Here is a 22,536-nt window from a genome sequence, read left to right on the forward strand (position 1 = left end):
GCGTCAGGCTCCCTGGACCAGGATCGTCACGGCGTCACGCATCACTGGTTGATGCCCGCGCTCTCGGCCCGCCGTGCCTGGAGGCTGTTCTCGAAGCTGCGCACGGCGCGGGCGAACTTGTCGCGGCATTCCGGATTGCAGAAGCCCACGACGGCGCCGTTGTAGAGGGTGAGGGAATCAGCCGCGATGGGCTTGCCCGACCAGGGGCAGACGTCGTTCACCGCATCCTCAATGCGGAGCGGCGTCTTCGACGTGTCGGGCGTGGCGTGGGGCATGCGGCCTGCGAACGATCGGTGGCGTGACGCCCTCTCTCCAACGCGAAGCTCGCCCGAGGGCGCATCGCGCTGTCGGGCGTTGACCTCCGGCCTCAGGGGACCGGTCGGCGTTCGTGCTGACGATGGAATCGTCTGGAATGTCGGAGTTCGGTTAGGACGGGATCACAGGCGAGTCAAGGTCTTAACGATTTCCGCCGGGGAGCGAGACGCATCAGATCGAGGTTTCGGGGTCGGTTTCATCGGTCTGTGGCAGGCCGGGCAATTGGACCAGATTCCGGTCGCTCACGGCCAGAACCTTGAACAGGCTGCCCATGCCGCGCCGGGTCGGGTCGATGAGGCGCGAGACGGCGGCGGCGATCTCGGCCGCCTGCTCCGGCGTGGCGCCTGCGCTCAGGCGTTCGGCGCGCTGGTGCAGCCCCAGGGCCTGAAGGAAATCGCGCTGATCGACGGGGCCGTGCACCCGCGCGCCCTCGCCCGAGGCGGCGCGCGCGAGGGCGGAAAAGTCCACATGGGTGGTGAGGTCTGCGCTGCCGGGCGCCGCCAGGGGATCGACGAAGCGGTGCTCCGCCACGGCCTGGAGCGAATCGCCGAAGCCCGGCCGGGCATGGCCGTAATCGATGGCGAGGAGCGCACCACCGTCCCGTACGAAGCGGCGGGCAAGATCCCGCATCGTGTCGAGGGCGGCGCCCGGCAGGGTCAGGATCACCCCGAGGGGCGCGCGCACCGTGAGATGGGGATCGGGCTCGGCAGCGAGGCCGAAGGCGAGGCCCTGCCCATCAGGTGAGAGACCGACGCAGCGCTCGTGCCAGCCCCGTTCCCCACGCTGGAATTGTCGCACCGGCAGCGCATCGAAGAATTCGTTGGCCACCACGATGGCGGGTCCCGGCGGCAGGGTGGCAAGATCGTCGTGCCAGGTCGGCGCGAAGCCCGGCAGCCGCTCGGCCTGCGCCGCCTTCAGCACCGGGCTCGTTTCGACGAGGTGCAGGCGGGGGGCGAGGGTCGGGGCGACGCGCGACAAGGCCCGCAGGGCATCGGCCATGAGGGTGCCGCGTCCGGGGCCGAGTTCCACCAGGGCAAGGTCGGCGGGCGCGCCCATCTCGCCCCAGACCGACGCGATCCAGAGTCCGATGAGTTCGCCGAACATCTGGCTAATCTCGGGAGCGGTCACGAAGTCGCCGGCCGCGCCCAGGGGATCGCGGGTGCGGTAGTAGCCGTGCACCGGATGCCCGAGGCAGAGATCCATGTAGCGCGCCAGTGGGATCGGCCCCGTGGCGAGGATTTCTTCGCGGAGCAGACCGAGGAGGGGGGGCATCACGAGGGCTCGGTCCGGGCCTGGGTGGTCGCGCGGGGCGCTGCGACGCCCCGCAGGGCGAGCACGATGGTCGCGACGCCGATGAGCGCCATGGGCACGCAGAGCAGCATGCCCATGGTGATGCCGCCCAGGGGCCAGCCCTCGGTGCCGAACAGGTAGCCGAGCTGTCGGTCGGGCTCACGGAAGAATTCGCAGAATGTCCGGGCGAGGGCGTAGCCGAGGACGAAGATGCCGCTGAGGAGGCCGGGCCGGCGGAAACCGAACCGGCGCACGGCGAGGGCCATGACGACGAACAGCAGGGCGCCTTCGGTGGCCGCCTCGTAGAGCTGGCTCGGGTGGCGCGGCAGGGGGCCGCCCGACGGAAACACCACGGCATAGGCGAAGTCCGGGGCGACGCGGCCCCACAATTCCCCGTTCACGAAGTTGGCGATGCGGCCGAAGAACAAACCAATGGGGACCGTGACGGCGGCGAGATCGAACAGGCTGAAGGGTGGAAGCTTTCGGACCCGCGCGAACAGCCCCATGGCCAGGACGGCGCCGAGGAAGCCGCCGTGGAACGACATGCCACCGTTGCGGATGGCGAGGATTTCCAGGGGGTCGTTGAGGTAGAGCGGCAGGTTGTAGAACAGCACGTAGCCGATGCGACCGCCCAGCACGACGCCCAGCGCCACCCAGACGATGAGGTCGTCGATCTCCGTCAGGCTCGGCCGCCGGCCCGTGCCCCAGAGGCGGTCGGTGGCCACCAGCCTGCGCGCATAGAACCAGCCCCCGAGGAGGCCGGCGATGTAGGCCAGGGCATACCACTTGATGGTGATCGGCCCGATGGCCAGGGCCACCGGATCGATGGCGGGAAACGGCAGGGCGAGGAGGGGTGGCATCGGCAGGCATCCCGGTCCGAGCGTCCCTGGGCGAGGTCCTCGACGCGGCGTCGGCCCATAGGCCCGGTCGCGCGTCGAGGGGATCGTCGGGCCACTCCGTGTTCGGGCATTGGACGCGCGGAGCGGGGTGCGTCAAGGCCGAGCCCTGCGCTGGACTCATATCGACCCGAGCCCCTCCGCCTCAATCGTCCCCGGCCTGTATCAGCAGGAGGCCGTGGCCGTCCGGTCCCGCCAACCCGGCCATGCGACCGTCGCGGGAGAGAATGACGGGGTATGCCTCGGACAATCGCGCGAGGAGGCCCGGCAAATCGTTCACGAGACAGTGAAAGCGCGTCGTGAACCGGTTCCGGGCGGATGAGGCCCGAGGCGGGGGCGGAGCGCGGTAGTGGAGCAACTCCACATGGGGTGTCTTCGCCCGCGTCGGCGCGAGGGCGATCACGTCCACGACCGGGTCGGCAAGGCCGTCGAGGGCGGCCTGTTCGGGGCCGCGGTTCAGCCCCCGTGTGCCGAGTTCGAGGCCGAGCCCGTCGCGGAAGAACGCGATGGCGGCGTCGACGTCCGTGACGACGATGGCGGAATGATCGATGCCGGCAAACAGCTCCGTCGCTCCCGCCCAGGGCGATCCGGCTCCCCCATGGGGAAAGGCCAGCAGTTCCAGGGGATGCCCATCGGGATCACGGATTTTCCAGGCCATGACCCCCCCCGAAGAGGCTGGCAACACGCGCGGGCCGCCCTGCGAGATCGGGGTCGGGGCCATCCGTTGGATCTGCGCGTAGGCCCGCGCCATATCCGTGACCACGATGGCGGCGTGCTGAAATCCGGTTTCGTCGGCACCGGCATCGACGGGACCGTGGCGGCCCGGCGCATCGAAGGCGAGGAACGCGATGGTCTGTTCCCCGAGGCCCATCCGTAGGCATTCCCCGCTCGCATCGGGCAGATCGAGGGCCTCCAGCAGCGGGACGGGAATGCGCTCGATGGGACCGAGGCGCCGGAACCCGAGGCCGTCTCGGTAGAACGCTTCCGTGCGGCCGAGGTCGGCGACGGTGCGGCCGAGGCCGAGAACGGCGTCGACGCGGGGTCTCACAGGAGCTTGGCCCCGCGCTGATTGACGTAGATCGCCATCAGGCGCTGGCCGACGCAGAGGAACAGCCGTGAGCGGTTGCGTCCGCCGAAGGCGAGGTTCGCCACGGGGGCGGCGGTGAGAATCTTGCCCAGAAGTTTGCCGGACGGGTCGATGCAATGGACCCCGTCGCCGGCGCTCGACCACAGGTTCCCGTCCACGTCGCAGCGGAAGCCGTCGGCGAAGCCGGGCTCCACCGTGTGGAACACCCGGCCCCCGCTCAGGGCGCCCCCCCGGCCGACGACGAAGACCCGCAGATGGCGGGTCGGCTCGGCCGCGAATTGCAGGCCGCTCTCGGCGATGTAGAGCCGGCTCTCGTCGGGCGAGAAGCACAGCCCGTTGGGCCCTTCGAAATCGTCGGCCACGATGGTGAGGTGGCCCGTGCCCGGATCGAGGCGATAGACCCGCGCCGGCAGTTCCGGTTCCTGCTTGCCGCCCTCGTAATCGGTCTGGATGCCGTAGGGCGGGTCGGTGAACCAGATCGTTCCGTCCGACTTGCAGACGATGTCGTTGGGCGAGTTGAGGCGCTTGCCCTCGTAACGGTCGGCCAGCACCGTGACGATGCCGTCGAGTTCGGTCCGGGTGATGCAGCGCCCGCGATGGGAACAGGAGAGCAGCCGCCCCTCGCGGTCGCGGGCATGTCCGTTCTCGAAATTCGCCGGTGCGCGGAACACGCTGACGCCCCCGTGCTCGCTCCAGCGCATCACCCGATCGTTGGGCAGGTCGGAGAACAGCAATTCGTCCCGGTCCCCGAACCAGACCGGCCCCTCGCACCAGCGGAACCCCTCGCCAAGGGTTTCGAGGGGGGCATTGGGCAGCACGAAGGCGGCGAAGCGCGGATCGTGGATCTCGAAGCCGTCCATGGCGACGATTCCTCAGGTAAAGCGGCCGGGGCGGTTTACCGTCGGTGCAACGTCGAGGCCAACCACCATCATGGTACACGGCTCAGGGCCCACGGTGCCGGAGAGATGGCCTTTCCGGCCGTCGCGCGCCTTGGTGTTCTGGTCCTCACCGAACATGAGTTCGCCCGGTCCCATCTCCACCCGGTGGCCGTCCATGGTCTCGACGAACCAGCGCCCGGAGAGCACGGCGATCCATTGCGGCTTCGGATTCTCGTGCCACTCGCCGACCCAGCCGACGGGCAGGACCGTGAAGGTGACGCCCGCTTTCTCGGGATCCTGCTTGTCGTTCCATTGCGGCGCCACGTCTGGGCCGACTCCCTGAAACTGGAAGTTCGTTAGGCTGAACTGCTCCTGGCGGCTCGATCCGTCGGCATCGGTGTAGACGTGCCAATAGGGGATGGATGGCTTTGCCTCGGTCATGGCCGCGACTCCTTGCAATTACGGATGAATCTCTGCGGCCTGTAGGCCGCTCGCGAAAGGATGGCGGACGACGTCCGTGGCGGGGGCGTAGCTGCCGCCGATCACAACGAGGAAAAGGCCGCCGACGAGGCCGAAATTCTTGAAGAAGTCCCAGAAATGCGCCCGGCCCTCGCCGTCGCGGGACCAGAAGTCCGGAAACTCCCAGAAGCGGTGAAACAGGACCGCCGTCACGGCGCAGAAGCCCGCGAGCACGAAGGCCCCCAGGCGGTCGCCCCACCCGGTCACGATCATCACGGGTGTGATCGCCTCGACGAGGATGCCGAGGACGAGGAGCAGGCCCGGGAAGGGCAGGGGACCGGAGGAGGCCTGACCCATGGCCTCGTCCCAATGGACGACCTTGTCGTAGGCGCTCAGGGGAAACAGACAGACGAGGCAGATCTTGGCGAGGAGCGGCACCGCCACGAGGTCGAGCCAGGTCAATGCCGGCCCCCTCGGTGGCCGGAACGCGAAGGGACCGCTGTGTGGATCATCGGGGCTCCTGGCAGCCGCCCGACGCCCATTCGTGGGGCGCGCGGCGTGCCCCTGTAACGCTGGGCGCCCCGTGCGGTTGCGAGGCCCGCCCTTCCAAGTCTCTCCCCCGCATTCCATGTTCGGGGCGGAACGGGTGGGATTGCTTCACGTTGGCCGTGTCGAACGCCCCAACCTCGACCGTTCGGCAAGGTCCCCATGTCCCAGGATCGTTACGACGTCATCGTCATCGGGAGCGGTCCCGGCGGTGGATCGCTCGTGTCCCGCCTCGCCCGCACGGGCAAACGCATCCTCCTTCTCGAACGCGGGGACTATCTGCCCCGGTCGCAGGCGAACTGGGACGCCAAGACGGTGTTCGTGGACGGCGCTTATCAGGCCAAGGAGACCTGGTACGGCGGCGATGGCCGGCCCTTCAGCCCGGCCCTGCACTACTATGTCGGCGGAAATTCGAAGGTGTACGGCGCGGCGCTCCTCAGGATGCGCGAGCGCGACTTCGAGGCCGTTCGTCACGTCGATGGCATCTCACCGGCCTGGCCCCTGGGATACGACGTGTTCGAACCCTACTACACGGAGGCCGAGCGCCTGTTCGCCGTCCACGGCGACCGGGGCGAGGACCCGAACGAGCCGTGGGCGAGCGCGCCCTACGATCACCCGGGCGTCTCCCACGAACCGCGCATCCAGCGGCTCTCGGACGATTGGGCCAAAGAAGGGCTCAATCCCTTCCATCTGCCGCTCGGCATCAAGCTCACGGAACGCAACGGCCGCCCGACGCCGACCAGCACCTGCATCCGCTGCGATGCCTTCGACGGATTCCCCTGCCTCCTCAACGGCAAGGCGGACGCGCAGGTGATGACCGTCGATCCGACGCTCGCGGCGCATCCCAACGTCACGCTCCTGGTCAACGCCTACGTGTCGCGCCTGGAAACGGATGCGTCGGGCCGCCGGGTGACCTCGGTTCACGTCACCCGCGAGGGCCGGGAGGAGCGCTACGGCGCCGATATCGTCGTGGTGGCCTGCGGTGCCCTGTCGTCGGCCCTGCTGTTCCTGCGCTCGGCCTGCGCCGCGCATCCGAACGGCCTCGCCAATGGCTCGGATCAGGTCGGGCGCAACTACATGCGTCACAACATGTCGGTGCTCATGGCCCTTTCGAAGGAGCCGAACGACACGGTGTTCCAGAAGACCCTGGCGGTCTCGGATTTCTATTTCGAATCGAGGGCCTGGGAGTACCCGATGGGCCTGATCCAGATGTGCGCCAAGACCCATCCGGACCAGATTCGCGGGGAGGAATTTCCGAAATGGACGGGGTTCCTGCCTGATGCGCCATTCAACATGGTGGCGCGACACGCCATGGATTTCTGGCTCCAGAGCGAGGATCTGCCGCATCCCGACAACCGGGTCAGCCTCGACCGCGACGGGCGCGTGATCCTCGATATCGCGGAGAACAACCGCGCGGCCCATGACCGCTTACGCAACACCCTGGAGGGGCTGCTGGAGCCGGCGGGCGCCTACACCTACCTGTTCGAGCGCTCGCTCTACCTCGGCAAGAACATTCCCTTGAGCGGCACCGCGCATCAAGCCGGCACCCTGCGTTTCGGCACCGATCCCCGTTCTTCGGTGCTCGATCTCAACTGCAAGACGCATGAGATCGACAACCTCTACGTCACCGATGCGAGTTTCTTTCCCTCCATCGGGGCCGTGAACCCAACCCTCACCATCGTGGCCAACGCGTTGCGGGTCGCGGCGCATCTCGAAGAACGCCTGGGCTGACAGCCGGGGCCTCGACAAAGACAATCCGCCCGCCCCGAGGGGCAGGCGGATCACAAGGCCCGCGCGGCGCTCGAGCGTCGCCGAACTCCGCGATGGCGAAGGCATCGAACGGCGTTCGTACGAGGGAACCGACGGGCCGGGTGTCCCGGGCCGCCGGTCATGCTCGCGGGATGCGCGATCAGGCGGCCCGAACGGTGGCGAGGAACTGATCGACCTCGGCCCGCAGGGTTTCGGATTGCCGTGCGAGGTCGGCGGCGGCCTGCTGCACCTGTCCAGCCGAACGCCCGGCATCCTCGGCCGACTCGGCCACGGCGGCGATATCCTGCGTCATCGCGCCGGTGCCGGCGGAAGCCTGCCCCATGTTGCGGACGATCTCCTGGGTGGTCACGCCCTGTTCCTCGACGGCCGCCGCGATGCTGCCGGTGACCTGGCTCATATTCTGAATGCGGGTGGCGATGCCCTGGATGGCGCCGGCGGCTTCACCGGTCGCGGACTGGATCGCCTCGACCTGCTGACCGATCTCCACCGTCGCGCGGGTGGTCTGTTCGGCGAGGCTCTTCACCTCGGCGGCGACGACGGCGAAACCGCGCCCGGCCTCGCCGGCCCGGGCCGCCTCGATGGTGGCGTTGAGGGCCAGCAGGTTGGTCTGACCGGCGATCTGCGACACCATCCCGACGACGTCGCCGATGCGGGCGGCGGCGGCCGAGAGGCGGCGCATGGTCTCGGCGGTGCGGTCGGCCTCGCCCACGGCGGTGCGGGACACGTCGGCGGCCTGCTCGATCTGGCGGCCGATCTCCTCCACGGTTGCGCCGAGTTCCTCGGCCGCCGCCGCGACGGCGTTGACGTTCTCGGCGGTCTCATGGGCCGTGGTGGCCACGGAGCCGGAGCGCTGGGCGGTGCCGGCGACCGTGGTGATCATCCGGTCGGAGGCCGTGTTGAGGCCCGAGGCGGCCTGCGAAACCGTGTCGACGATGCGACCCACGGACCGCTCGAAGCCGTCGGCGAGGTTCGCCAGCAGGACACGGCGATCGGCCTCCTCACGCATCCGCGCCGCTTCCGTGGTCTGCAACTGACGCGCGGCGTCTTCGAGGGAGATGTCACGGATGGTGACGACGGCCCGGGCGATCTCGCCGATCTCGTCGGCGCGCTTGGCGCCGGGTACCTCGGCCAGGACCTCGCGGTGGGCGAGGGCGCGGAGGGCGCGGGTGAGGTCGGTCAGGGGCCGGACGATGCTGCGTGCGAACAGCAGGCCGAAGATCGAGGTCACGACCAGGATGCCGAGGGAGACGTAGATCAGGGCCTGCGTCAGCGTTCCGACGGATTGCAGGATCTCGTCCTCGGATTGCGTCGCCGCGAGGGTCCAGGGGGAGCCCATGACCGAAACCTTCTCCGTCGCGGCCATGCGGTTGCCTTCGGCGACGGCATAGGAGAATGGCCTGCGGTCACCCAGCAGGGCCGGGGTCAGGCCCAGCGCGGCGGCTTCCGCGCCGGCCTTGACCGTCGCCAGGAGCGGCGGGTCACTGCGCAAGCGTCCGTCTGCGCCCACGGCCACCACCTGCCCGGTGTCTCCGAGACCGCCGCGATCGGACAGGGTCCGGTCGAACAACACAGGGGCCACGCGCATCACCACGAAGCCGACGCGCGAGGCGGCCTGACCCGTGCCCATGGCGACGTTGGCCCGGCGGGTGATCGCGCGGCCGAAGAAGGCCGAGGGACCGCTCCCTGCGGGATAGGCCGAGAAATCCTCGTACAGGGTCGCGTCGGCATCCGCCGCCTTCAGGCGCTCGATGAGGCGCGACAGGCCCGTTCCGGCCAGTTCCGCATCCGACAGGGTGTGCGAGAAGTCCGCACCCTTGGTGGTGGTGTAGACGACGCGTCCGTCCTCGGAGACGAACAGGAGATCGGCGTAGCCGGGGCGCTCGATCAGCTTGCGTGCGACCTCCTGCACCTTCGTGTGCCGGCGGCTGTACATGGTGCCGGTCGCTTCGGCCGTCAGACGGTCCTCCGGCTTGGCCCCACTCGTATAGGCCTGGACCGTGGTGGCGAAGTCGGGCTTGGCCGGGTCGAGGGCCTCGACGAGATCCGCGAAGTTTCCGGCGATCTGCGGGTTGGCCGCCGTCGTCACGAGATCGCCGAGTGCCCGCTCGGCGACGAGTTCGATACCGATCTTACGTCCCGTCACCGCAAGTTGCAGCCGATCCTGCGCCGCCTCGACCAGGCCGGACTTGGCGAACGACCAGCTCAACCCAGCGAGGGCCGTGGCGCTGACGAGGGCGAGGCCGATGGTGATGGCGGGGAGGCGGACTTTGAGGCTGGAGAGAGCGGACATGAAGGCACACCGTTGGAGGGTGCCGGCAACATAGACATAAGTTTATAAGAAAGACTTATCGCGCGAAGGCTCGACCGGTCTCGTCCTACCGAGCATCGGCATTCGGGCGTTCTCGGCCGACCTTATTATGTTCCGAGCTTACCCATTCATGTAAAGTGGACTGCAATCTGTGCGCGAAGCGGCAGTATAGTTTTCGGGTTGCACGATCATGCCGTCTCGGTGACGAGACCGGCGGCTTCCGTTGGGCTGGATCGATCGTCCAGGAACATCCGGTAGGCTGGATTATCGGTCTCGTCGATGCAGGGATAGCCCAGAGCTTCGATGGCCGTGTCGAAGCGGGCGCGCTCCGTCGTCGGCACCCCGATCCCCGCCAGAACCCGGCCGTAATCGGCGCCGTGGTTGCGGTAGTGGAACAGGGTGATGTCGAAGCCGTCGCCGAGGCCGTCGAGAAACTTCATCAAGGCGCCGGGACGCTCTGGGAACTGGAAGCGGTAGAGGCGCTCGTCGGCCAGACCCGTGGCCCGGCCGCCGACCATGTAGCGGACATGGACCTTGGCCATTTCGTTGTCGCTCATGTCGAGGGCGCGGTAGCCCGCCGCCGCCAGTTCGGCGATGAGGGCGCGCTTCGCTCCTGCCCCGCCCGGCAGGTTGATGCCGACGAAGATATGCGCCTCGCCGCCTTGCGCCGAGCGGTAGTTGAACTCGGTGATGGCGCGGGGGCCCAGGGTCCGGATGAAGGCCCGGTAAGCGCCCGGCCGCTCGGGGATCGTGACGCCGAGCAGAATCTCGCGCTCCTCGCCGATCTCGGCGCGTTCGGCGATGTGGCGCAGGCGATCGAAGTTCAGGTTCGCGCCGCTGGAGATCGCCACCAGGGTGCCGGTCCCAGCATCGGTACCGATCCCCTCGCGCGCGCGCGCCGCGTAGGCTTTCGCGCCCGCGAGCGCCAGGGCGCCCGACGGCTCCGAGATGGCGCGGGTGTCGTCGAAGATGTCCTTCACCGCCGCGCACATGGCGTCGGTGTCCACGGTGATGACCCCGTCGAGGTGTTCGCGGCAGAGGCGGAACGTCTCCTCGCCGGCCTGGCGCACGGCCACGCCGTCGGCGAACAGGCCCACCGTCGGCAGGGTGACGCGTTCATTGGCGGCGAGCGCCGCCGCCATGCAGGCGGCGTCGTCCGGCTCGACGCCGATCACCTTGGTCTCGGGGCGCAGGTACTTCACGTAAGTCGCGATCCCGGCCGCCAGGCCGCCGCCGCCGATGGGCACGAAGATCGCCTCGATGGGTCCCGAATGTTGGGTCAGGATCTCCATGCCGATGGTGCCCTGACCGGCGATGACGTCGGGATCGTCGAAGGGATGCAGGAAGGTCAGGCCGTCGCGGGCCTCCAATTCGCGGGCATGCCCAAGGGCCTCGTCGAAGGCGTCGCCGAACAGGATCACCTCGGCGCCGCGCGCCCGGCAGGCATCGACCTTGATGGCCGGGGTGGTGCGGGGCATCACGATGACGGCGCGCACATTCAGGCGCGCGGCGGCGAGCGCCACGCCCTGGGCATGGTTGCCGGCGGACGCGCAGACGACTCCCCGGGCCAGGACCTCGGCGGGCAGGCCCGACATCTTGTTGTACGCGCCCCGCAGCTTGAACGAGAACACCGGCTGCAGATCCTCGCGCTTCAGCAGCACCGGGCGCCCGAGGCGGGCCGAGAGGCGCGGCATCGGATCCAGCGGGCTCTCGATGGCGACGTCGTAGACGCGGGCGGTGAGGATCTTGCGGATGTAGTCGGTCAAGGAGTCACGGGCTCCGGCGGTGGTGCGGTGCGGAAAACTCTCGCCCGCACATAGGCTCTTGTGGGGCAAGAAGCGAGGCACCCGCCCGTGCGGCGCCCGCCCGCAACCCTCGGGGCACTCATTCGGAGGCTGAAGCGAGGGGCTTCTCCATCAGGATGGCGTGCGACGTGACGGCTCGCCCTTCGTAGCGTTTCACCTCACCCGTCGTTCGGAAGCCCATTCGCCGCCAGAAGCCACAGGCGGGATTTGTCTCGATGACGGCAATCCGTACGGTTGTGGCGCGCAGATCGGTCCGGATGAGGTGTTCGGCACGATCGTAGAGCGCGCGACCGAGGCCGATCCCATGAAGGCTTTCGCGGACGGCCAAGAGACCGATGAAGGCGACGTTTGGTGCCGGGTAATGGGCGATGATGTCCAGCAGCCCGACGGGCGATCCGTGTCGGTACATGACGAAACTATGCTTGTTCCGGACATGAGACCCGGGAGGCAAAGCCGTTACGAACTCGGTCGCGGCGCCGTCTCTCCGATCAACGCCATCGACACATCTCGAATAGGCCCGAAGATCGTCGAAAATGCTCTCAACGTCGGCGAAGCTGTTTTCGGTGACGCGCGACAAGCGCAAAGATGACTTTGACATGTGCGAGCCGGAAATTTACCGTTGCTGGGTGCGACATCGCTCATAAATCGGGATCGGCCAGACCAGAAATTCGTTTCCGACTAGAAATCGCGAAACCCCGTCGGCAGGCCGTCGATGCTCGTCGTGTTCTTCTCGGCCCGGTACGCGCGCAGCCCCTCTTCGCCCTTGGCCTGCGCCCAGCGGTCGAGGGTGGGGCGCTCGCCGACATGGTCGAAGAACGGCACGGCATAGCCGCAACTCGTCTGCACGAGGTCGACGGTGAGAAAGACGATCTGGCGCGCGCCAGCGGGCTCCGCGCCCCCATGGAAACGGTCGAGGAAGGCCGCGTAATCGGGCGTCCCCCGGAACGCGATGCGGCCCTGGCCATAGAGGCGCAGAATCATGGGCGCGCCGTCGAAGGCGCACAGCATGATGGTCAGGGCGCCGCCGGCCTTCACGTGGGCCGCCGTTTCGCTGCCGCTGCCGGTGAGGTCGAGATACGCCACAGCGTTCGGGCCCAGCACGTGCAGATGGGCGGTGGAGCGCGGTGAGATGTTGACCCGCGTCCCCGTCGCGCAGGAGCCGGTGAAGAAGATCTTCTGGGTTTCGATGAAGGCCCGATGCGTGTCGGTGATCGCCGGGAACTGCATTGCCATCGGAGCCTCGCCGGTTGGAATTCAGATCAATGGGGCTCTCACTTGTCGCGCCCGCCTCAGCCGATCCGCTCGATCAAGGCGGCGATCCAGATCAGGGCGGCGATGCCCTGCGCCGAAAACGTCCCGGCCGAGGCCAGATCCTTGACGATCCCGATCTTCGGATGATGGCCGGGATGGAGATGGTCGCACAGTTTCTCGATGGCGGTGTTGAGAAATTCCGCCGCCAGCATCAGGAGCAGGCTTGCCAGCAGGGCGACGCGGACCCAAAGGGTCGTGCCGAGGAGCAAGCCGAGGGGGACGCCCAGGACGAGCAGCACGAGTTCGAGGCGAACGGCGCGTTCCGTGCGGGCGCCGTGCACGAGGCCGCGCCAGGAATTCAGGAAGGCGAGGTAGAGGGCCAGCATGGTCAGGACCGCGTCGGGGCCGCGCGGGCGATCCACTTGGCCAGCAGCGGGCCGGTGATGAGCACCACGAACAGCCGCAGGGTCTGCACGGCGAGGACGAACGACACGTCCGCCTTCGAGCCCACGGCGATGATCGCCACGGAATCGAGTCCACCCGGACTCGTGGCGAGGTAGGCCGTGAGGAGATCGATGGGCAGGAGGTAGGTGAGACCGAAGGCCCAGACGGCGCAGAGGGCGATGACCCCCACGGTCGCCACCAGGATGCCGGGCAGGGCCGCCACGGTTTCCGCCAAGGTTTCCCGGCGGAAGCGCAGGCCGACATACCAGCCGATGGTCGCGTAGGCGAGGTCGAGGAGCGGCAGCGGCAGGGCCATGCTGACGAGGCCCAAGGCATGCAGCAGGGCGCCGAGCAGCATCGGGCCGATCAGGGCGGCGGCGGGCAGCCGTAGAAGGCGCGCGAGGCCGAAGCCGGCGGCCGCGACGGCGAGGGTCGCCAGCACCGCGAAGGGCGCGGCGGTGGCCGGAGCGGGGGCCGGGGGCGCCGAGACGTCGGTGAGGAGGCGCGCCACCACGGAGGCCGACAGCACCACGGCGACGACCCGGACATATTGCATGAACGCGACGAGGCGCGGATCGGCCCCGTATTCCTCCGACATCGCCACCATGGCGGCGGCCCCCCCGGGCGAAGAGCCCCAGGCGGCGGTGGTGCCGGGCAGGATGCGCAGGCGGGTGAGGGTCCAGCCGACCACGGCCCCGGCCAGCACGGTGACGAGGACCACGGCGAGGATGAGCCAGCCATCCTCCGTGATGGTGGTGACGATCTCCGTCGTCACGGCCTTGGCCACGAGGCAGCCGATCATCGTCTGGGCGGCCATGAAGCCGGCGCGCGGCACGGCGAGGCCGGCTCCACCGACGCCGAACGCGATGGCGGCGAGCATCGGTCCCAGCAGGAGGGCCGCCGGGAAATGCCCCAGGCTGAGGCCGTACGCGAGGGCGCCCGAGGCCGCCACGAGGGCCGCCCAGAGGCCGAGGGACCGGAGATGGGGCAAGGCGGGAGGCCGGAGCGGGGAGGGAAACAGTACCGTGCGCGCTACACCGGATCGGCCACGCTGTCACGGCGATCCCGCGCGGGGCGTGAGCCACGCACGGGCCGCAGGACCCCGTCGTCGCGGCAAGCGGTGGTGCCGGCGGGTGCGTGGGTGCGGAAGAAGGCGGCGAGGTGCGACAGGCCGGCCCCGCGCGGATCGCTGGCGCGCCAGGCCAGGGCGACGGTACGGCCGGGGCCATCGACGTCGAAGCCCCGCGTCACGGTCAATCCGCTTGGATCGGGGGCGGCCGGCACGGCGAGCGCCGGCAGAAGGGTGTAGCCGGCCCCCGCCGCCACCATGGAACGCAGGGTTTCCAGGCTCGTGGCGTGGCGCCCGGCGGCGCTGCCGGCACCGCAGGCCGCTACCGTCTGGTCGCGCAGGCAATTGCCCTCGTCGAGAAGGAGGAGATCCGGGCCGGCGATATCGCGGGCGCGCAGGGCACCGCCCCGCGCCAGGGCGTGGTCGGCGGGGCAGGTGAGGAGGAACGGCTCGATGAACAGCGGCGACACCGCCAGCCCCGCCGTCGGGATCGGCAGGGAGAGCAGGGCCGCGTCGATCCGCCCATCGCGCAATCCGTCCAGAATCTCGGCCGTGCGGGCTTCGCTCAGCGCCAGGGCCAGGAGGGGAAATTCCTGGCGCAGACTGCGCAGGATCAGGGGGAACAGGTACGGCCCGAGGGTCTGGATCGCCGCCAGGACGAGGCGGCCCGTAAGGGGCGCCCCGCGCCCTTCGCTCGCCAGCACCAGCAGGCGCTGGGCTTCCGCCAGCACTGTCCGGGCCTGCCGGACGATGCCCTGGCCGGCGGGCGTCAGCATCACCCGGCGGTTGCTGCGCTCGAACAGGACGATCCCCAAAGCCTCCTCGAGCTTGCGCACCTGCACGCTGAGGGTCGGCTGGCTGACATTGCAGCGTTCGGCGGCCCGGCCAAAATGCGTCTCCTCCGCGACGGCCACCACATATTCGAGATCGCGCAGGGACAGGCCGGACAGGTTCATAGGCTGTATCTATCAGAACCTTTGCCACGATGCATTGGCCAAACGATCGCGGGCGGTTCATAAGCCTGTCTCAGAACCATTCCAGGGTCGATGCGTCGGACGGCGCGCTTGGCTGACGTCGCATCCCCGGTCCGTTTTTTCGTAAGGAGTGCTCATGAGCGATCAACGCCCGATTCTGACCACCCGTCAGGGCCATCCGGTCCGCGACAACCAGAGCACCCGCACGGTGGGCGAGCGCGGCCCCGCGACCCTCGAGAACTACCAGTTCATCGAGAAGATCACGCATTTCGACCGTGAGCGGATCCCGGAGCGCGTGGTCCATGCCCGCGGCGCTGGCGCCCACGGTTGGTTCGAGGCTTACGGTAAGATCGGCGACGAGCCGGCTTCCAAGTACACCCGTGCCCGCGTCCTCAACGAGACCGGCGTGAAGACGCCGATGTTCGTGCGCTTCTCAACCGTGGCGGGCGCCAAGGAATCGCCCGAGACCGAGCGCGACCCGCGCGGCTTCGCGGTGAAGTTCAAGACCGTCGACGGCAACTGGGACCTCGTGGGCAACAACCTCAAGGTCTTCTTCATCCGCGACGCGATCAAGTTCCCCGACATGATCCACGCGTTCAAGCCCGATCCGGTGACCAACCGTCAGGAGCCGTGGCGCTTCTTCGACTTCGTGGCCCAGCACCCCGAAGCCATCCACATGGTCACGCATCTGAAGTCGCCGTGGGGCATTCCGGCCAACTATCGCGAGATGGAAGGCTCGGGGGTCAACACCTACAAGCTCGTCAACGACCAGGGCGAGGCCGTGCTCTGCAAGTTCCATTGGGAGCCGAAGCAGGGTGTGCGCAATCTGACCTCGGCCCAGGCGTCCGAGATCCAGGCCAAGGATGTCGGCCACGCGACCCGTGACCTCTACGACAACATCAAGGCCGGCAACTTCCCCGAGTGGGAATTCTGCGTGCAGATCATGCCGGACGGCCCGAACGATCACCTGTCGTTCGATCCCCTCGACGACACGAAGCTGTGGCCCGTCGATCAGTTCCCGCTGCTGCCCGTCGGCCGCATGGTCCTCGACCGGGTGCCCGACAACTTCTTCGCGGAAGTCGAGCAGTCGGCCTTCGGCACGGGCGTGCTCGTGGATGGCATCGACTTCTCGGACGACAAGATGCTCCAAGGGCGCACGCTGTCCTACTCGGACACCCAGCGTTACCGCGTCGGCGCCAACTACCTCCAGCTGCCGATCAATGCGCCGCAGCCCGGCGTGAAGGTCTATTCGAACCAGCGCGACGGCCAGATGACCTACGGCGTCGACGGCACCGGCCCGAACGCCCACATCAACTACGAGCCCTCGACGCTCGCCGAGGGCCTGCGTGAGGCGCCGAAGCCGGCGAAGGACTACCATCAGCCGGTGACGGGCAATCTCGGCCGCTACCAGACCTCGCGCACCGAGGACGACTACACCCAGGCGGGCGTGCGCTACCGCTCGTTCGAGGCTTGGGAGCGTGACGATCTCATCGCCAACCTCGTCGGCGACATGAAGCAGTGCCCCGAGCCCATCCAGCTGCGGATGGTCTGGCACTTCTGGCATGCCGACGAGGATTACGGTCGCCGCGTCGCCGAGGGTGCCGGCATCGATCTGGAGAAGGCCAAGGCCCTGCCGCCCCTGCCGGGGCGCGCCGCCCCGGGCAAGCGTCTCCAGGCCGAGACCTACACGGATGGCAGCCAGGCCCACCGCGTCGCCGCCGAATAAGGTTTTCGCGGTCTCGACGTTCAGCCCCGCATGGCCGCCCGGCCGTGCGGGGTTTTTCGTATGTCTGGGATTCTGGAGGGATCATCCCTTCGGCGGGCGTCGGGCAGAGCCAGACGAAGCGCTTAACGGGTGCCGACGGTCCGGTTTCGCCCGGCGCCGAGGCTGCACAGCCACGCGGCGGCGGCGATGAGGCAGAACAGGGCGACGGAGGCACCCCAGCCGCCGGTGAGGTCGTGGGCGAGGCCGAAGCCGAGGGGGCCGAGGGAGGCGAGAGTGTAGCCGACGCTCTGCGACATGGCGGCGAGGTCGGCCGCCCCGGCGGTGTCGCGGGCGCGCAGGACGATGATGGTGAGGCCGAGGCCGAACAGACCGCCGAGGCTGCCGCCGAGCAACATGCCGAAGGGCAGGGCGAACGCGAGAGGTCCGAAGACGAGACCGAGGATCGTCATGACGGCGAGCGCCAGGAGGGCGGCGGCGTAGAGGCGCTGATCCTTTGCCCGGGCGGCGAAGGACGGCACGAGGAGGGCGAAGGGCGCCTGTCCGATGCTCATGAGGGAGGCGACGAACCCGGCCTCGGTGGCGTCGAGGCCCCGGCTCTGCAACACCACCGGCAGCCAGCCGAACAGGATGTAGGCCAGGGACGATTGCAGGCCCATGAAGCCGGTGACTTGCCATGCCAGGGGATCGCGCCAGAGCGGCCGGCGACGTACGGCGCGTTCGGCCGGATCCGGCCTGCGAGCGAAGGGGATCCACGCCAGGGTGGCCATGAGGGCCGGCAGGCCCCACAGGCCGAGAGCAAACGACCAGCTGTCCGTCGCGCGTGCCAAGGGCACACTGAAGCCGGCCCCGGCGGCCGCCCCGAGGCATAGGACCATGGTGTAGAGTCCGGTCATGAGGCCGACGCGAGCGGGAAACTCGCGCTTGACGAGTCCCGGCAGCAGCACGCCCGAGAGCCCGATGCCGAAGGCGGCGAGGCAGGCGCCGATGAACAGGGGTTCCAAACCGCCGAGTCCACGCAGACCCGAACCGAGGGCGACGACGGCGACCGCGAGGAGTACGCCCCGGTCTGCGCCGAGGCGTCGGATCACCACGGGGCCGAGGGTGCAGGCGAGGCCGATGCACAGGACCGGCAGGGTGGTGAGGTAGGCCGCTCCCACATTGCCCAGCCCCGTGGCCGTGCGGATCGCATCGAGGAGCGGCCCGACGGAGGTGAGGGCCGGCCGCATGTTGAAGGCGACGAGCATGATGCCGAGGCCGAGGAGGAGGGGACGCAAGGCGCCGGTCGATGACGTCATGCGACGCGACGGCGCGCGGCTATGGCGAGGAGCAGGGTAAGGCCGAGGAGGAGCCAAAACGGCGCGTCGCCGAAGCGGGCATAGACCGTGCGCTGCTCCAGGCGCACGGGCAGGTCGGCGTCGAGGACGCCTTCCACCCCCAGCGGCAGGCTCGCGGTGATGCGGCCATGGGCATCGACCACGGCCGAGATGCCGGTGTTGGCGTCGCGCACCAGGGGCAGACCCTCCTCGACGGCGCGGAGACGGGCCTGCGCGAAATGCTGGCGCGGCCCCGGCGTGTCGCCGAACCAGGCGTCGTTGGTGAGGTTGAGGATGAGGCCCGGCACCGGCGGCGGACCGTTCGGGCTCGCCTCGGGCACGATGGCGCCGGGGAAGATCGCCTCGTAACAGATGGTGGCGGCGATGGGGGGCAGGCCCGGCACCGACAGGATGCGCTGATGCGCCCGGTCGCCGGGCGTGAAGCCCCCCGGCACCGCGACGAATTGCCGGATGTGGAGGGCCCGCAGGGACGCGTCCAGGAAGGCCGGCAGGTACTCGCCGAAGGGAACGAGGTGGACCTTGTCGTAGGTGTCACCGAGCTTCGGCCCCGCCGCCAGGGTGAGGATCGAATTGAAGAAATGCGGGCGCCCGACTTCCGGCGGCGTGTCCGCCCGGGCCGCGCCGGTGATGAGGTGCTTGCCCGGCGGCAGGGCGGCGGCGATGCGGGCCAGGGCGTCCGGATCGCGCTGAATGAGGAACGGGAAGGCCGATTCCGGCCAGATCACGTGGGTGACGTCGGTGAGGCCAGAGCGATCCGGGGCGGCGGCCCGATCGCTGAGTTCGATATAGCGGTCGAGGATATCCGCCCGGTTCTCCGGGCGGAACTTGACGTCCTGATTCAGGTTCGGCTGCACGAGGCGCAGGCGGATGCCCGGCACCGTGGCATCCGGCCCTTCGGGCAGGCGCGTCAGACCGTGGAACGCCATGGCGGCGAGGACGAAGCCCGCGGCGAGGGACGGCCCCAGGCGCGCCCGCAGGGTCGCGCCCGTGGCAAACGTCGCGGGCGCGGCGGCCACGAGGACGGCGAGGAGCGTGAGGCCGTAGAGGCCGATGCCGGCGGCACTCTGCATGAGCCAGAGGTTCTGACCCAGCGCCATGCCGAGGGTGTTCCAGGGAAACCCGGTGAAGAGGTGGCCCCGCAGCCACTCGCAGGTCGAGAGTCCGAAGGCCAGGGCGAAGATCCGCCCGGCGCCGGGGGACCAGACGAGGCGGGCCAGGGCGAACCCGACGCCATAGAACAAGCCGAGGACGGCCGGCAGGCCGATGACGCCGAGGGGCAGGGCCCAGGCGAATTCGTCCGCCTCGACGAGGAAGGCCGAGCCGAGCCACCACAACCCGGCCGTGAGGTAGCCGAAGCCCCAGGCCCAGCCGATGAGGCCGGCTTTGCGCAGGGTCTGCCACCTGCCCCGGCCGGTGGTGGCCCCGTCGAGGAGCCAGACGGCGACGCAGAGGGCGACGACGAGGGCCGGAAGGGCGCCGAAGGGCGGCATCGCGAGGGCGCCGACGGCCCCAGCGCCGTAGGCGAGGGCCAGCCGGCGCCAGCCCGCGCTCAGCATCACCCCCTGGGCGACGAGCGCGAACAGACCCGGCGCGGCCATGGTGGCCGGCATGGCTTCGGTGCGGCTCATCGGGCGTCGTGCCTCGCGGGCGCGCTCACGAAGCGGGCGCTTCCAGACCCGGATTGGCGGCGGGCGGCGGCAGGGCCAGGGGCACCACGGCTCCGATCCGGGCATCGCCGCGCTGGAGGCGCAGGCGCTTCACCCGGCGCGGGTCCGCGTCGAGCACCTCGAAGGCGAGGTCGCCCGGACCGGCGATGAGTTCGCCACGCGAGGGCACCCGACCCGCGAGGGTGACGATGAGGCCCCCGATGGTGTCGATCTCCTCGGCCATCTCGCCCACCGCCGCGACGAGATCGACGCCGCTGGCCTCCGACACCTCGGCGAGGCCGGCGCGGGCATCGGCCACGAACACCTCACCCTCGCCCTCGACGCGCTGCACGAGGCGCTCTTCCGACACGTCGTGCTCGTCCTCGATGTCGCCCACGACCATCTCGATGAGATCCTCGATGGAGATGAGCCCGTCGGTGCCGCCATACTCGTCGATGACGAGGGCCATGTGGGTGCGCGTCGCCTGCATCCGCACCAGGAGGTCGATGGCCGGCATCGACGGCGGCACGAACAGCACCGGCCGCTGGATGCGGGCCGAGGCGAGGGTCACCGAAAGATCGACGTTGCCGAGGTTGAGGTTGCCCAGGGATTGCCGGTTCCGGCGCGGGCTCAGGGGCACGTCGTCCGCCAGTTCGATGGGCGCGCCCGCGCCGCGACGGCCGCCCGCTTCGGCGCGGGCCGCGATGTGATCGACGAAGTCGCGGATGTGGACCATGCCCTTCGGATCGTCGAGGGTCTCGCCGTAGACGGGCAGGCGCGAATGACCGTCCGCGCGGAACAGCTTGAGCAATTCGCCGAGCGTCGTGTCCATGGAAACGGCGACGATGTCGACGCGCGGAATCATCACGTCGTCGACCCGTACCTTGTGCAGGCCGAGCACGTTCTTGAGCATGGCCCGCTCGATGGGCGAGAATGCGTTCTCGCCCGAATCCGGCTCGGCCAGCCTGTCCTCGATGTCGTCGCGCAACGAATCGCGCGGACGCAGGTGGAACACGTGCAGCAGACGGTCGTACCAGGGCTCACGCGCCTGAGCCTCGCCGTCATGCGCGCTGGGCGCGGCCTGGGCCGCGCCGCGACTTCGATCGTTCGTCATGTCTCTCTGATCTGGATTGGCAGGATGCGCTGCCGCTCAATCGGCGTAGGGATCGGGCACGCCCAGGGTGCCGAGGGCCGCGACCTCGAGGGCCTCCATGGCCTCGGCGTCCGCGTCGCCCGTCTCGTGGTCCTGACCGAGGAGGTGAAGGGTGCCATGGACCAGAAGGTGCGCGAGGTGGTGGCTGAGCGGCTTCGACTGCTCGGCACTCTCGCGCAGCATCGTGTCATACGCAAGAACGACATCGCCCAACGGGCGCGCCATTCCCACATGGGGGGGCTGCGGCGGGCTCGGAAACGACAACACGTTGGTGGGCTTGTCCTTGCCCCGCCACGTCTTGTTCAGGGCCTGCACGGCCGCGTCGGTGGTGAGCAGGATGCTGACCTCGACGGCGTCGCGTGGCGCGTCGGGCGCAATGGCGAGCCCCGCCGAGACGGCCCGGATCACGAAGGCTTCGAGATCGGGCACCACCGTGTCCCAGCGTTCGTCCTCGACGGCGACATCGATCTCGGGCGTCGGAATCATGCGTTGGGCCGGCGACGGGGGTTCGGGTTGCGGTCGGATTCGTGCTCGCCGTGGGCGGCCGATTCGTAGGCGGTGACGATGCGGCGCACGAGGTCGTGGCGGACCACGTCGACGTCGCGGAAGGTGACGCGGCCGATGCCCTCGACGCCGTCGAGGATGTTCACGGCCTCGACGAGGCCCGAACGCTGGCCCGGCGGCAGATCGATCTGACTCGGATCGCCCGTGATGATCATCCGGGAGTTCTCGCCCAGACGGGTGAGGAACATCTTCATCTGCATCGACGTGGTGTTCTGCGCCTCGTCGAGGAGCACCACGGCGTTGGTGAGGGTGCGCCCGCGCATGAAGGCGAGGGGCGCGATCTCGATGACGCCCGTCTGCAGGCCGCGATCGACGTGGCGCGCCTCCATGAAGTCGTAGAGCGCGTCGTAGATCGGGCGGAGATACGGATCAACCTTCTCGCGCATGTCGCCCGGCAGGAACCCGAGGCGTTCGCCGGCCTCGACGGCGGGACGCGAGAGAATGATGCGTTCGACATGGCCCTGTTCGAGCAGGGAAACGGCATGACCCACGGCGAGCCAGGTCTTGCCGGTGCCGGCCGGCCCCTCGGCGAAGACGAGTTCACGACTGCGCAGGAGCTTGATGTAGGCGTCCTGGGCCGTGTTGCGGGCGCGCACGGCGCCGCGCCGCCGGGTGGCGATCTGGTCGAAGACCGGCCGGTCGGGCTCGGCACTGACCTCCGCCGCCGGGAACAGCGTGCCCTGCTGGGTCGTCTCCTGGATCGCGCCGTCGACGTCTCCGAGGGTCAGGGCGGTGCCGCTCGTCCGGACGCGGGCATAGAGCCGTTCGAACACCTTGCGGGCCTTTTCCGCCGCTTCGGGCGAGCCCTTGATGACGAGGTGATTGCCCAAGGCCGTGGCGGTGACGGACAGACGCCGCTCGATATGGGCGACGTTCTGATCGTACTGACCGAAGACGAGGCTCGCGAGACGGTTGTCGTCGAAGGTCAGGGACGCTTCCACCAATTCGACGATCTCGCCCATGCGTGCCGCCGGGCCGCGCCCGCGCAACGGGCTACCCCGGCCGATCCCATCAGATGCTG

21 protein-coding genes are annotated in these 22,536 nt (G+C 69.0%); 2 read left to right on the top strand and 19 right to left on the bottom strand.

Annotated elements, in window-relative coordinates; genetic code table 11:
• Positions 1-41: 41 nt before the first annotated feature.
• The 7 genes from BM249_RS00095 to BM249_RS00125 all read right to left on the bottom strand — a co-directional run bounded on the left by BM249_RS00095 (position 42) and on the right by BM249_RS00125 (position 5,387).
• On the bottom strand, positions 42-275 hold the full coding sequence (locus BM249_RS00095) for an eL24 family ribosomal protein (protein ID WP_091967518.1): 234 nt from the start codon (positions 273-275) through the stop codon (positions 42-44).
• Between the two features lie 211 nt (positions 276-486).
• Positions 487-1,587, bottom strand: a complete 1,101-nt coding sequence (locus BM249_RS00100; RefSeq protein ID WP_091967521.1) for a class I SAM-dependent methyltransferase — start codon at positions 1,585-1,587, stop codon at positions 487-489.
• The gene (gene lgt / locus BM249_RS00105) at positions 1,587-2,465 is read right to left on the bottom strand and encodes a prolipoprotein diacylglyceryl transferase (protein ID WP_091967524.1); all 879 of its coding nucleotides are present in this window, start codon (positions 2,463-2,465) and stop codon (positions 1,587-1,589) included. Before lgt ends, BM249_RS00100 begins: the two co-directional genes overlap by 1 nt.
• Before the next feature lie 181 nt (positions 2,466-2,646).
• Complete coding sequence (locus BM249_RS00110) at positions 2,647-3,549, bottom strand: VOC family protein (RefSeq protein WP_091967527.1); 903 nt, start codon at positions 3,547-3,549, stop codon at positions 2,647-2,649.
• The gene (locus tag BM249_RS00115) at positions 3,546-4,448 is read right to left on the bottom strand and encodes an SMP-30/gluconolactonase/LRE family protein (protein ID WP_091967529.1); all 903 of its coding nucleotides are present in this window, start codon (positions 4,446-4,448) and stop codon (positions 3,546-3,548) included. The genes BM249_RS00110 and BM249_RS00115 overlap by 4 nt, the downstream gene beginning before the upstream one ends.
• Before the next feature lie 12 nt (positions 4,449-4,460).
• On the bottom strand, positions 4,461-4,907 hold the full coding sequence (locus tag BM249_RS00120) for a cupin domain-containing protein (protein ID WP_091967531.1): 447 nt from the start codon (positions 4,905-4,907) through the stop codon (positions 4,461-4,463).
• 18 nt (positions 4,908-4,925) lie between these two features.
• Positions 4,926-5,387 carry a DoxX family protein gene (locus BM249_RS00125; protein WP_244528506.1) on the bottom strand — a complete coding sequence of 154 codons (462 nt, stop codon included), beginning with the start codon at positions 5,385-5,387 and terminating at the stop codon, positions 4,926-4,928.
• 246 nt (positions 5,388-5,633) lie between these two features.
• Here BM249_RS00125 and BM249_RS00130 point away from each other — a divergent pair, with 246 nt between their 5' ends.
• Entirely contained in the window at positions 5,634-7,202 is a 1,569-nt protein-coding gene (locus BM249_RS00130) for a GMC oxidoreductase (protein WP_091967533.1), read from the top strand.
• Positions 7,203-7,380: 178 nt separating this feature from the next.
• Here the strand turns inward: BM249_RS00130 and BM249_RS00135 are convergent, their stop codons facing one another.
• The 7 genes from BM249_RS00135 to BM249_RS00165 form a co-directional block, all read right to left on the bottom strand.
• The gene (locus BM249_RS00135) at positions 7,381-9,531 is read right to left on the bottom strand and encodes a methyl-accepting chemotaxis protein (RefSeq protein WP_091967535.1); all 2,151 of its coding nucleotides are present in this window, start codon (positions 9,529-9,531) and stop codon (positions 7,381-7,383) included.
• A gap of 206 nt (positions 9,532-9,737) precedes the next feature.
• Entirely contained in the window at positions 9,738-11,396 is a 1,659-nt protein-coding gene (gene ilvA / locus BM249_RS00140) for a threonine ammonia-lyase, biosynthetic (RefSeq protein WP_280142632.1), read from the bottom strand.
• A gap of 37 nt (positions 11,397-11,433) precedes the next feature.
• On the bottom strand, positions 11,434-11,931 hold the full coding sequence (locus BM249_RS00145; RefSeq protein ID WP_177232285.1) for a GNAT family N-acetyltransferase: 498 nt from the start codon (positions 11,929-11,931) through the stop codon (positions 11,434-11,436).
• Between the two features lie 101 nt (positions 11,932-12,032).
• Positions 12,033-12,587, bottom strand: coding sequence for a pyridoxamine 5'-phosphate oxidase family protein (locus BM249_RS00150; protein ID WP_091967539.1), 555 nt, complete (start codon positions 12,585-12,587; stop codon positions 12,033-12,035).
• 56 nt (positions 12,588-12,643) lie between these two features.
• Complete coding sequence (locus tag BM249_RS00155) at positions 12,644-12,991, bottom strand: diacylglycerol kinase (protein ID WP_091967541.1); 348 nt, start codon at positions 12,989-12,991, stop codon at positions 12,644-12,646.
• 2 nt (positions 12,992-12,993) lie between these two features.
• Complete coding sequence (locus BM249_RS00160; protein ID WP_091967544.1) at positions 12,994-14,040, bottom strand: AbrB family transcriptional regulator; 1,047 nt, start codon at positions 14,038-14,040, stop codon at positions 12,994-12,996.
• 41 nt (positions 14,041-14,081) lie between these two features.
• Positions 14,082-15,074: a LysR substrate-binding domain-containing protein gene (locus BM249_RS00165; protein WP_091967546.1), complete on the bottom strand. Its 993-nt coding sequence runs from the start codon at positions 15,072-15,074 to the stop codon at positions 14,082-14,084.
• A gap of 154 nt (positions 15,075-15,228) precedes the next feature.
• Between BM249_RS00165 and BM249_RS00170 the strand changes: the two genes are divergently transcribed.
• Positions 15,229-16,818, top strand: a complete 1,590-nt coding sequence (locus tag BM249_RS00170) for a catalase (protein ID WP_091967549.1) — start codon at positions 15,229-15,231, stop codon at positions 16,816-16,818.
• Between the two features lie 122 nt (positions 16,819-16,940).
• Here BM249_RS00170 and BM249_RS00175 read toward each other — a convergent pair whose 3' ends face one another.
• The 5 genes from BM249_RS00175 to BM249_RS00195 are packed head-to-tail and all read right to left on the bottom strand — an operon-like array spanning position 16,941 to position 22,477.
• The gene (locus BM249_RS00175) at positions 16,941-18,113 is read right to left on the bottom strand and encodes a CynX/NimT family MFS transporter (protein ID WP_091967551.1); all 1,173 of its coding nucleotides are present in this window, start codon (positions 18,111-18,113) and stop codon (positions 16,941-16,943) included.
• Positions 18,110-19,780, bottom strand: a complete 1,671-nt coding sequence (gene lnt, locus BM249_RS00180; protein ID WP_091967553.1) for an apolipoprotein N-acyltransferase — start codon at positions 19,778-19,780, stop codon at positions 18,110-18,112. Before lnt ends, BM249_RS00175 begins: the two co-directional genes overlap by 4 nt.
• 25 nt (positions 19,781-19,805) lie before the next feature.
• Positions 19,806-20,912, bottom strand: coding sequence for a hemolysin family protein (locus BM249_RS00185; RefSeq protein ID WP_091967555.1), 1,107 nt, complete (start codon positions 20,910-20,912; stop codon positions 19,806-19,808).
• Between the two features lie 36 nt (positions 20,913-20,948).
• A complete protein-coding gene (gene ybeY, locus BM249_RS00190; RefSeq protein ID WP_091967559.1) occupies positions 20,949-21,437 on the bottom strand; it encodes an rRNA maturation RNase YbeY in 489 nt (162 codons plus the stop codon).
• Positions 21,434-22,477: a PhoH family protein gene (locus tag BM249_RS00195; protein WP_244528525.1), complete on the bottom strand. Its 1,044-nt coding sequence runs from the start codon at positions 22,475-22,477 to the stop codon at positions 21,434-21,436. The genes ybeY and BM249_RS00195 overlap by 4 nt, the downstream gene beginning before the upstream one ends.
• Positions 22,478-22,536: the final 59 nt, after the last annotated feature.

Source organism: Methylobacterium gossipiicola (genome assembly GCF_900113485.1).
In the GTDB taxonomy this organism is placed as follows: domain Bacteria; phylum Pseudomonadota; class Alphaproteobacteria; order Rhizobiales; family Beijerinckiaceae; genus Methylobacterium; species Methylobacterium gossipiicola.

Bases quoted from the DNA above. Each gene is read 5' to 3' on its own strand.
- BM249_RS00115 (WP_091967529.1), bottom strand. From the start codon at position 4,448: ATGGACGGCTTCGAGATCCACGATCCGCGCTTCGCCGCCTTCGTGCTG.
- lnt (WP_091967553.1), bottom strand. From the start codon at position 19,780: ATGAGCCGCACCGAAGCCATGCCGGCCACCATGGCCGCGCCGGGTCTG.
- BM249_RS00130 (WP_091967533.1), top strand. From the start codon at position 5,634: ATGTCCCAGGATCGTTACGACGTCATCGTCATCGGGAGCGGTCCCGGC.
- BM249_RS00100 (WP_091967521.1), bottom strand. From the start codon at position 1,587: ATGCCCCCCCTCCTCGGTCTGCTCCGCGAAGAAATCCTCGCCACGGGG.
- BM249_RS00185 (WP_091967555.1), bottom strand. From the start codon at position 20,912: ATGACGAACGATCGAAGTCGCGGCGCGGCCCAGGCCGCGCCCAGCGCG.
- BM249_RS00155 (WP_091967541.1), bottom strand. From the start codon at position 12,991: ATGCTGGCCCTCTACCTCGCCTTCCTGAATTCCTGGCGCGGCCTCGTG.
- BM249_RS00150 (WP_091967539.1), bottom strand. From the start codon at position 12,587: ATGGCAATGCAGTTCCCGGCGATCACCGACACGCATCGGGCCTTCATC.
- BM249_RS00095 (WP_091967518.1), bottom strand. From the start codon at position 275: ATGCCCCACGCCACGCCCGACACGTCGAAGACGCCGCTCCGCATTGAG.
- BM249_RS00165 (WP_091967546.1), bottom strand. From the start codon at position 15,074: ATGAACCTGTCCGGCCTGTCCCTGCGCGATCTCGAATATGTGGTGGCC.
- BM249_RS00195 (WP_244528525.1), bottom strand. From the start codon at position 22,477: ATGGGCGAGATCGTCGAATTGGTGGAAGCGTCCCTGACCTTCGACGAC.
- BM249_RS00120 (WP_091967531.1), bottom strand. From the start codon at position 4,907: ATGACCGAGGCAAAGCCATCCATCCCCTATTGGCACGTCTACACCGAT.
- lgt (WP_091967524.1), bottom strand. From the start codon at position 2,465: ATGCCACCCCTCCTCGCCCTGCCGTTTCCCGCCATCGATCCGGTGGCC.
- BM249_RS00135 (WP_091967535.1), bottom strand. From the start codon at position 9,531: ATGTCCGCTCTCTCCAGCCTCAAAGTCCGCCTCCCCGCCATCACCATC.
- ybeY (WP_091967559.1), bottom strand. From the start codon at position 21,437: ATGATTCCGACGCCCGAGATCGATGTCGCCGTCGAGGACGAACGCTGG.
- BM249_RS00175 (WP_091967551.1), bottom strand. From the start codon at position 18,113: ATGACGTCATCGACCGGCGCCTTGCGTCCCCTCCTCCTCGGCCTCGGC.
- BM249_RS00170 (WP_091967549.1), top strand. From the start codon at position 15,229: ATGAGCGATCAACGCCCGATTCTGACCACCCGTCAGGGCCATCCGGTC.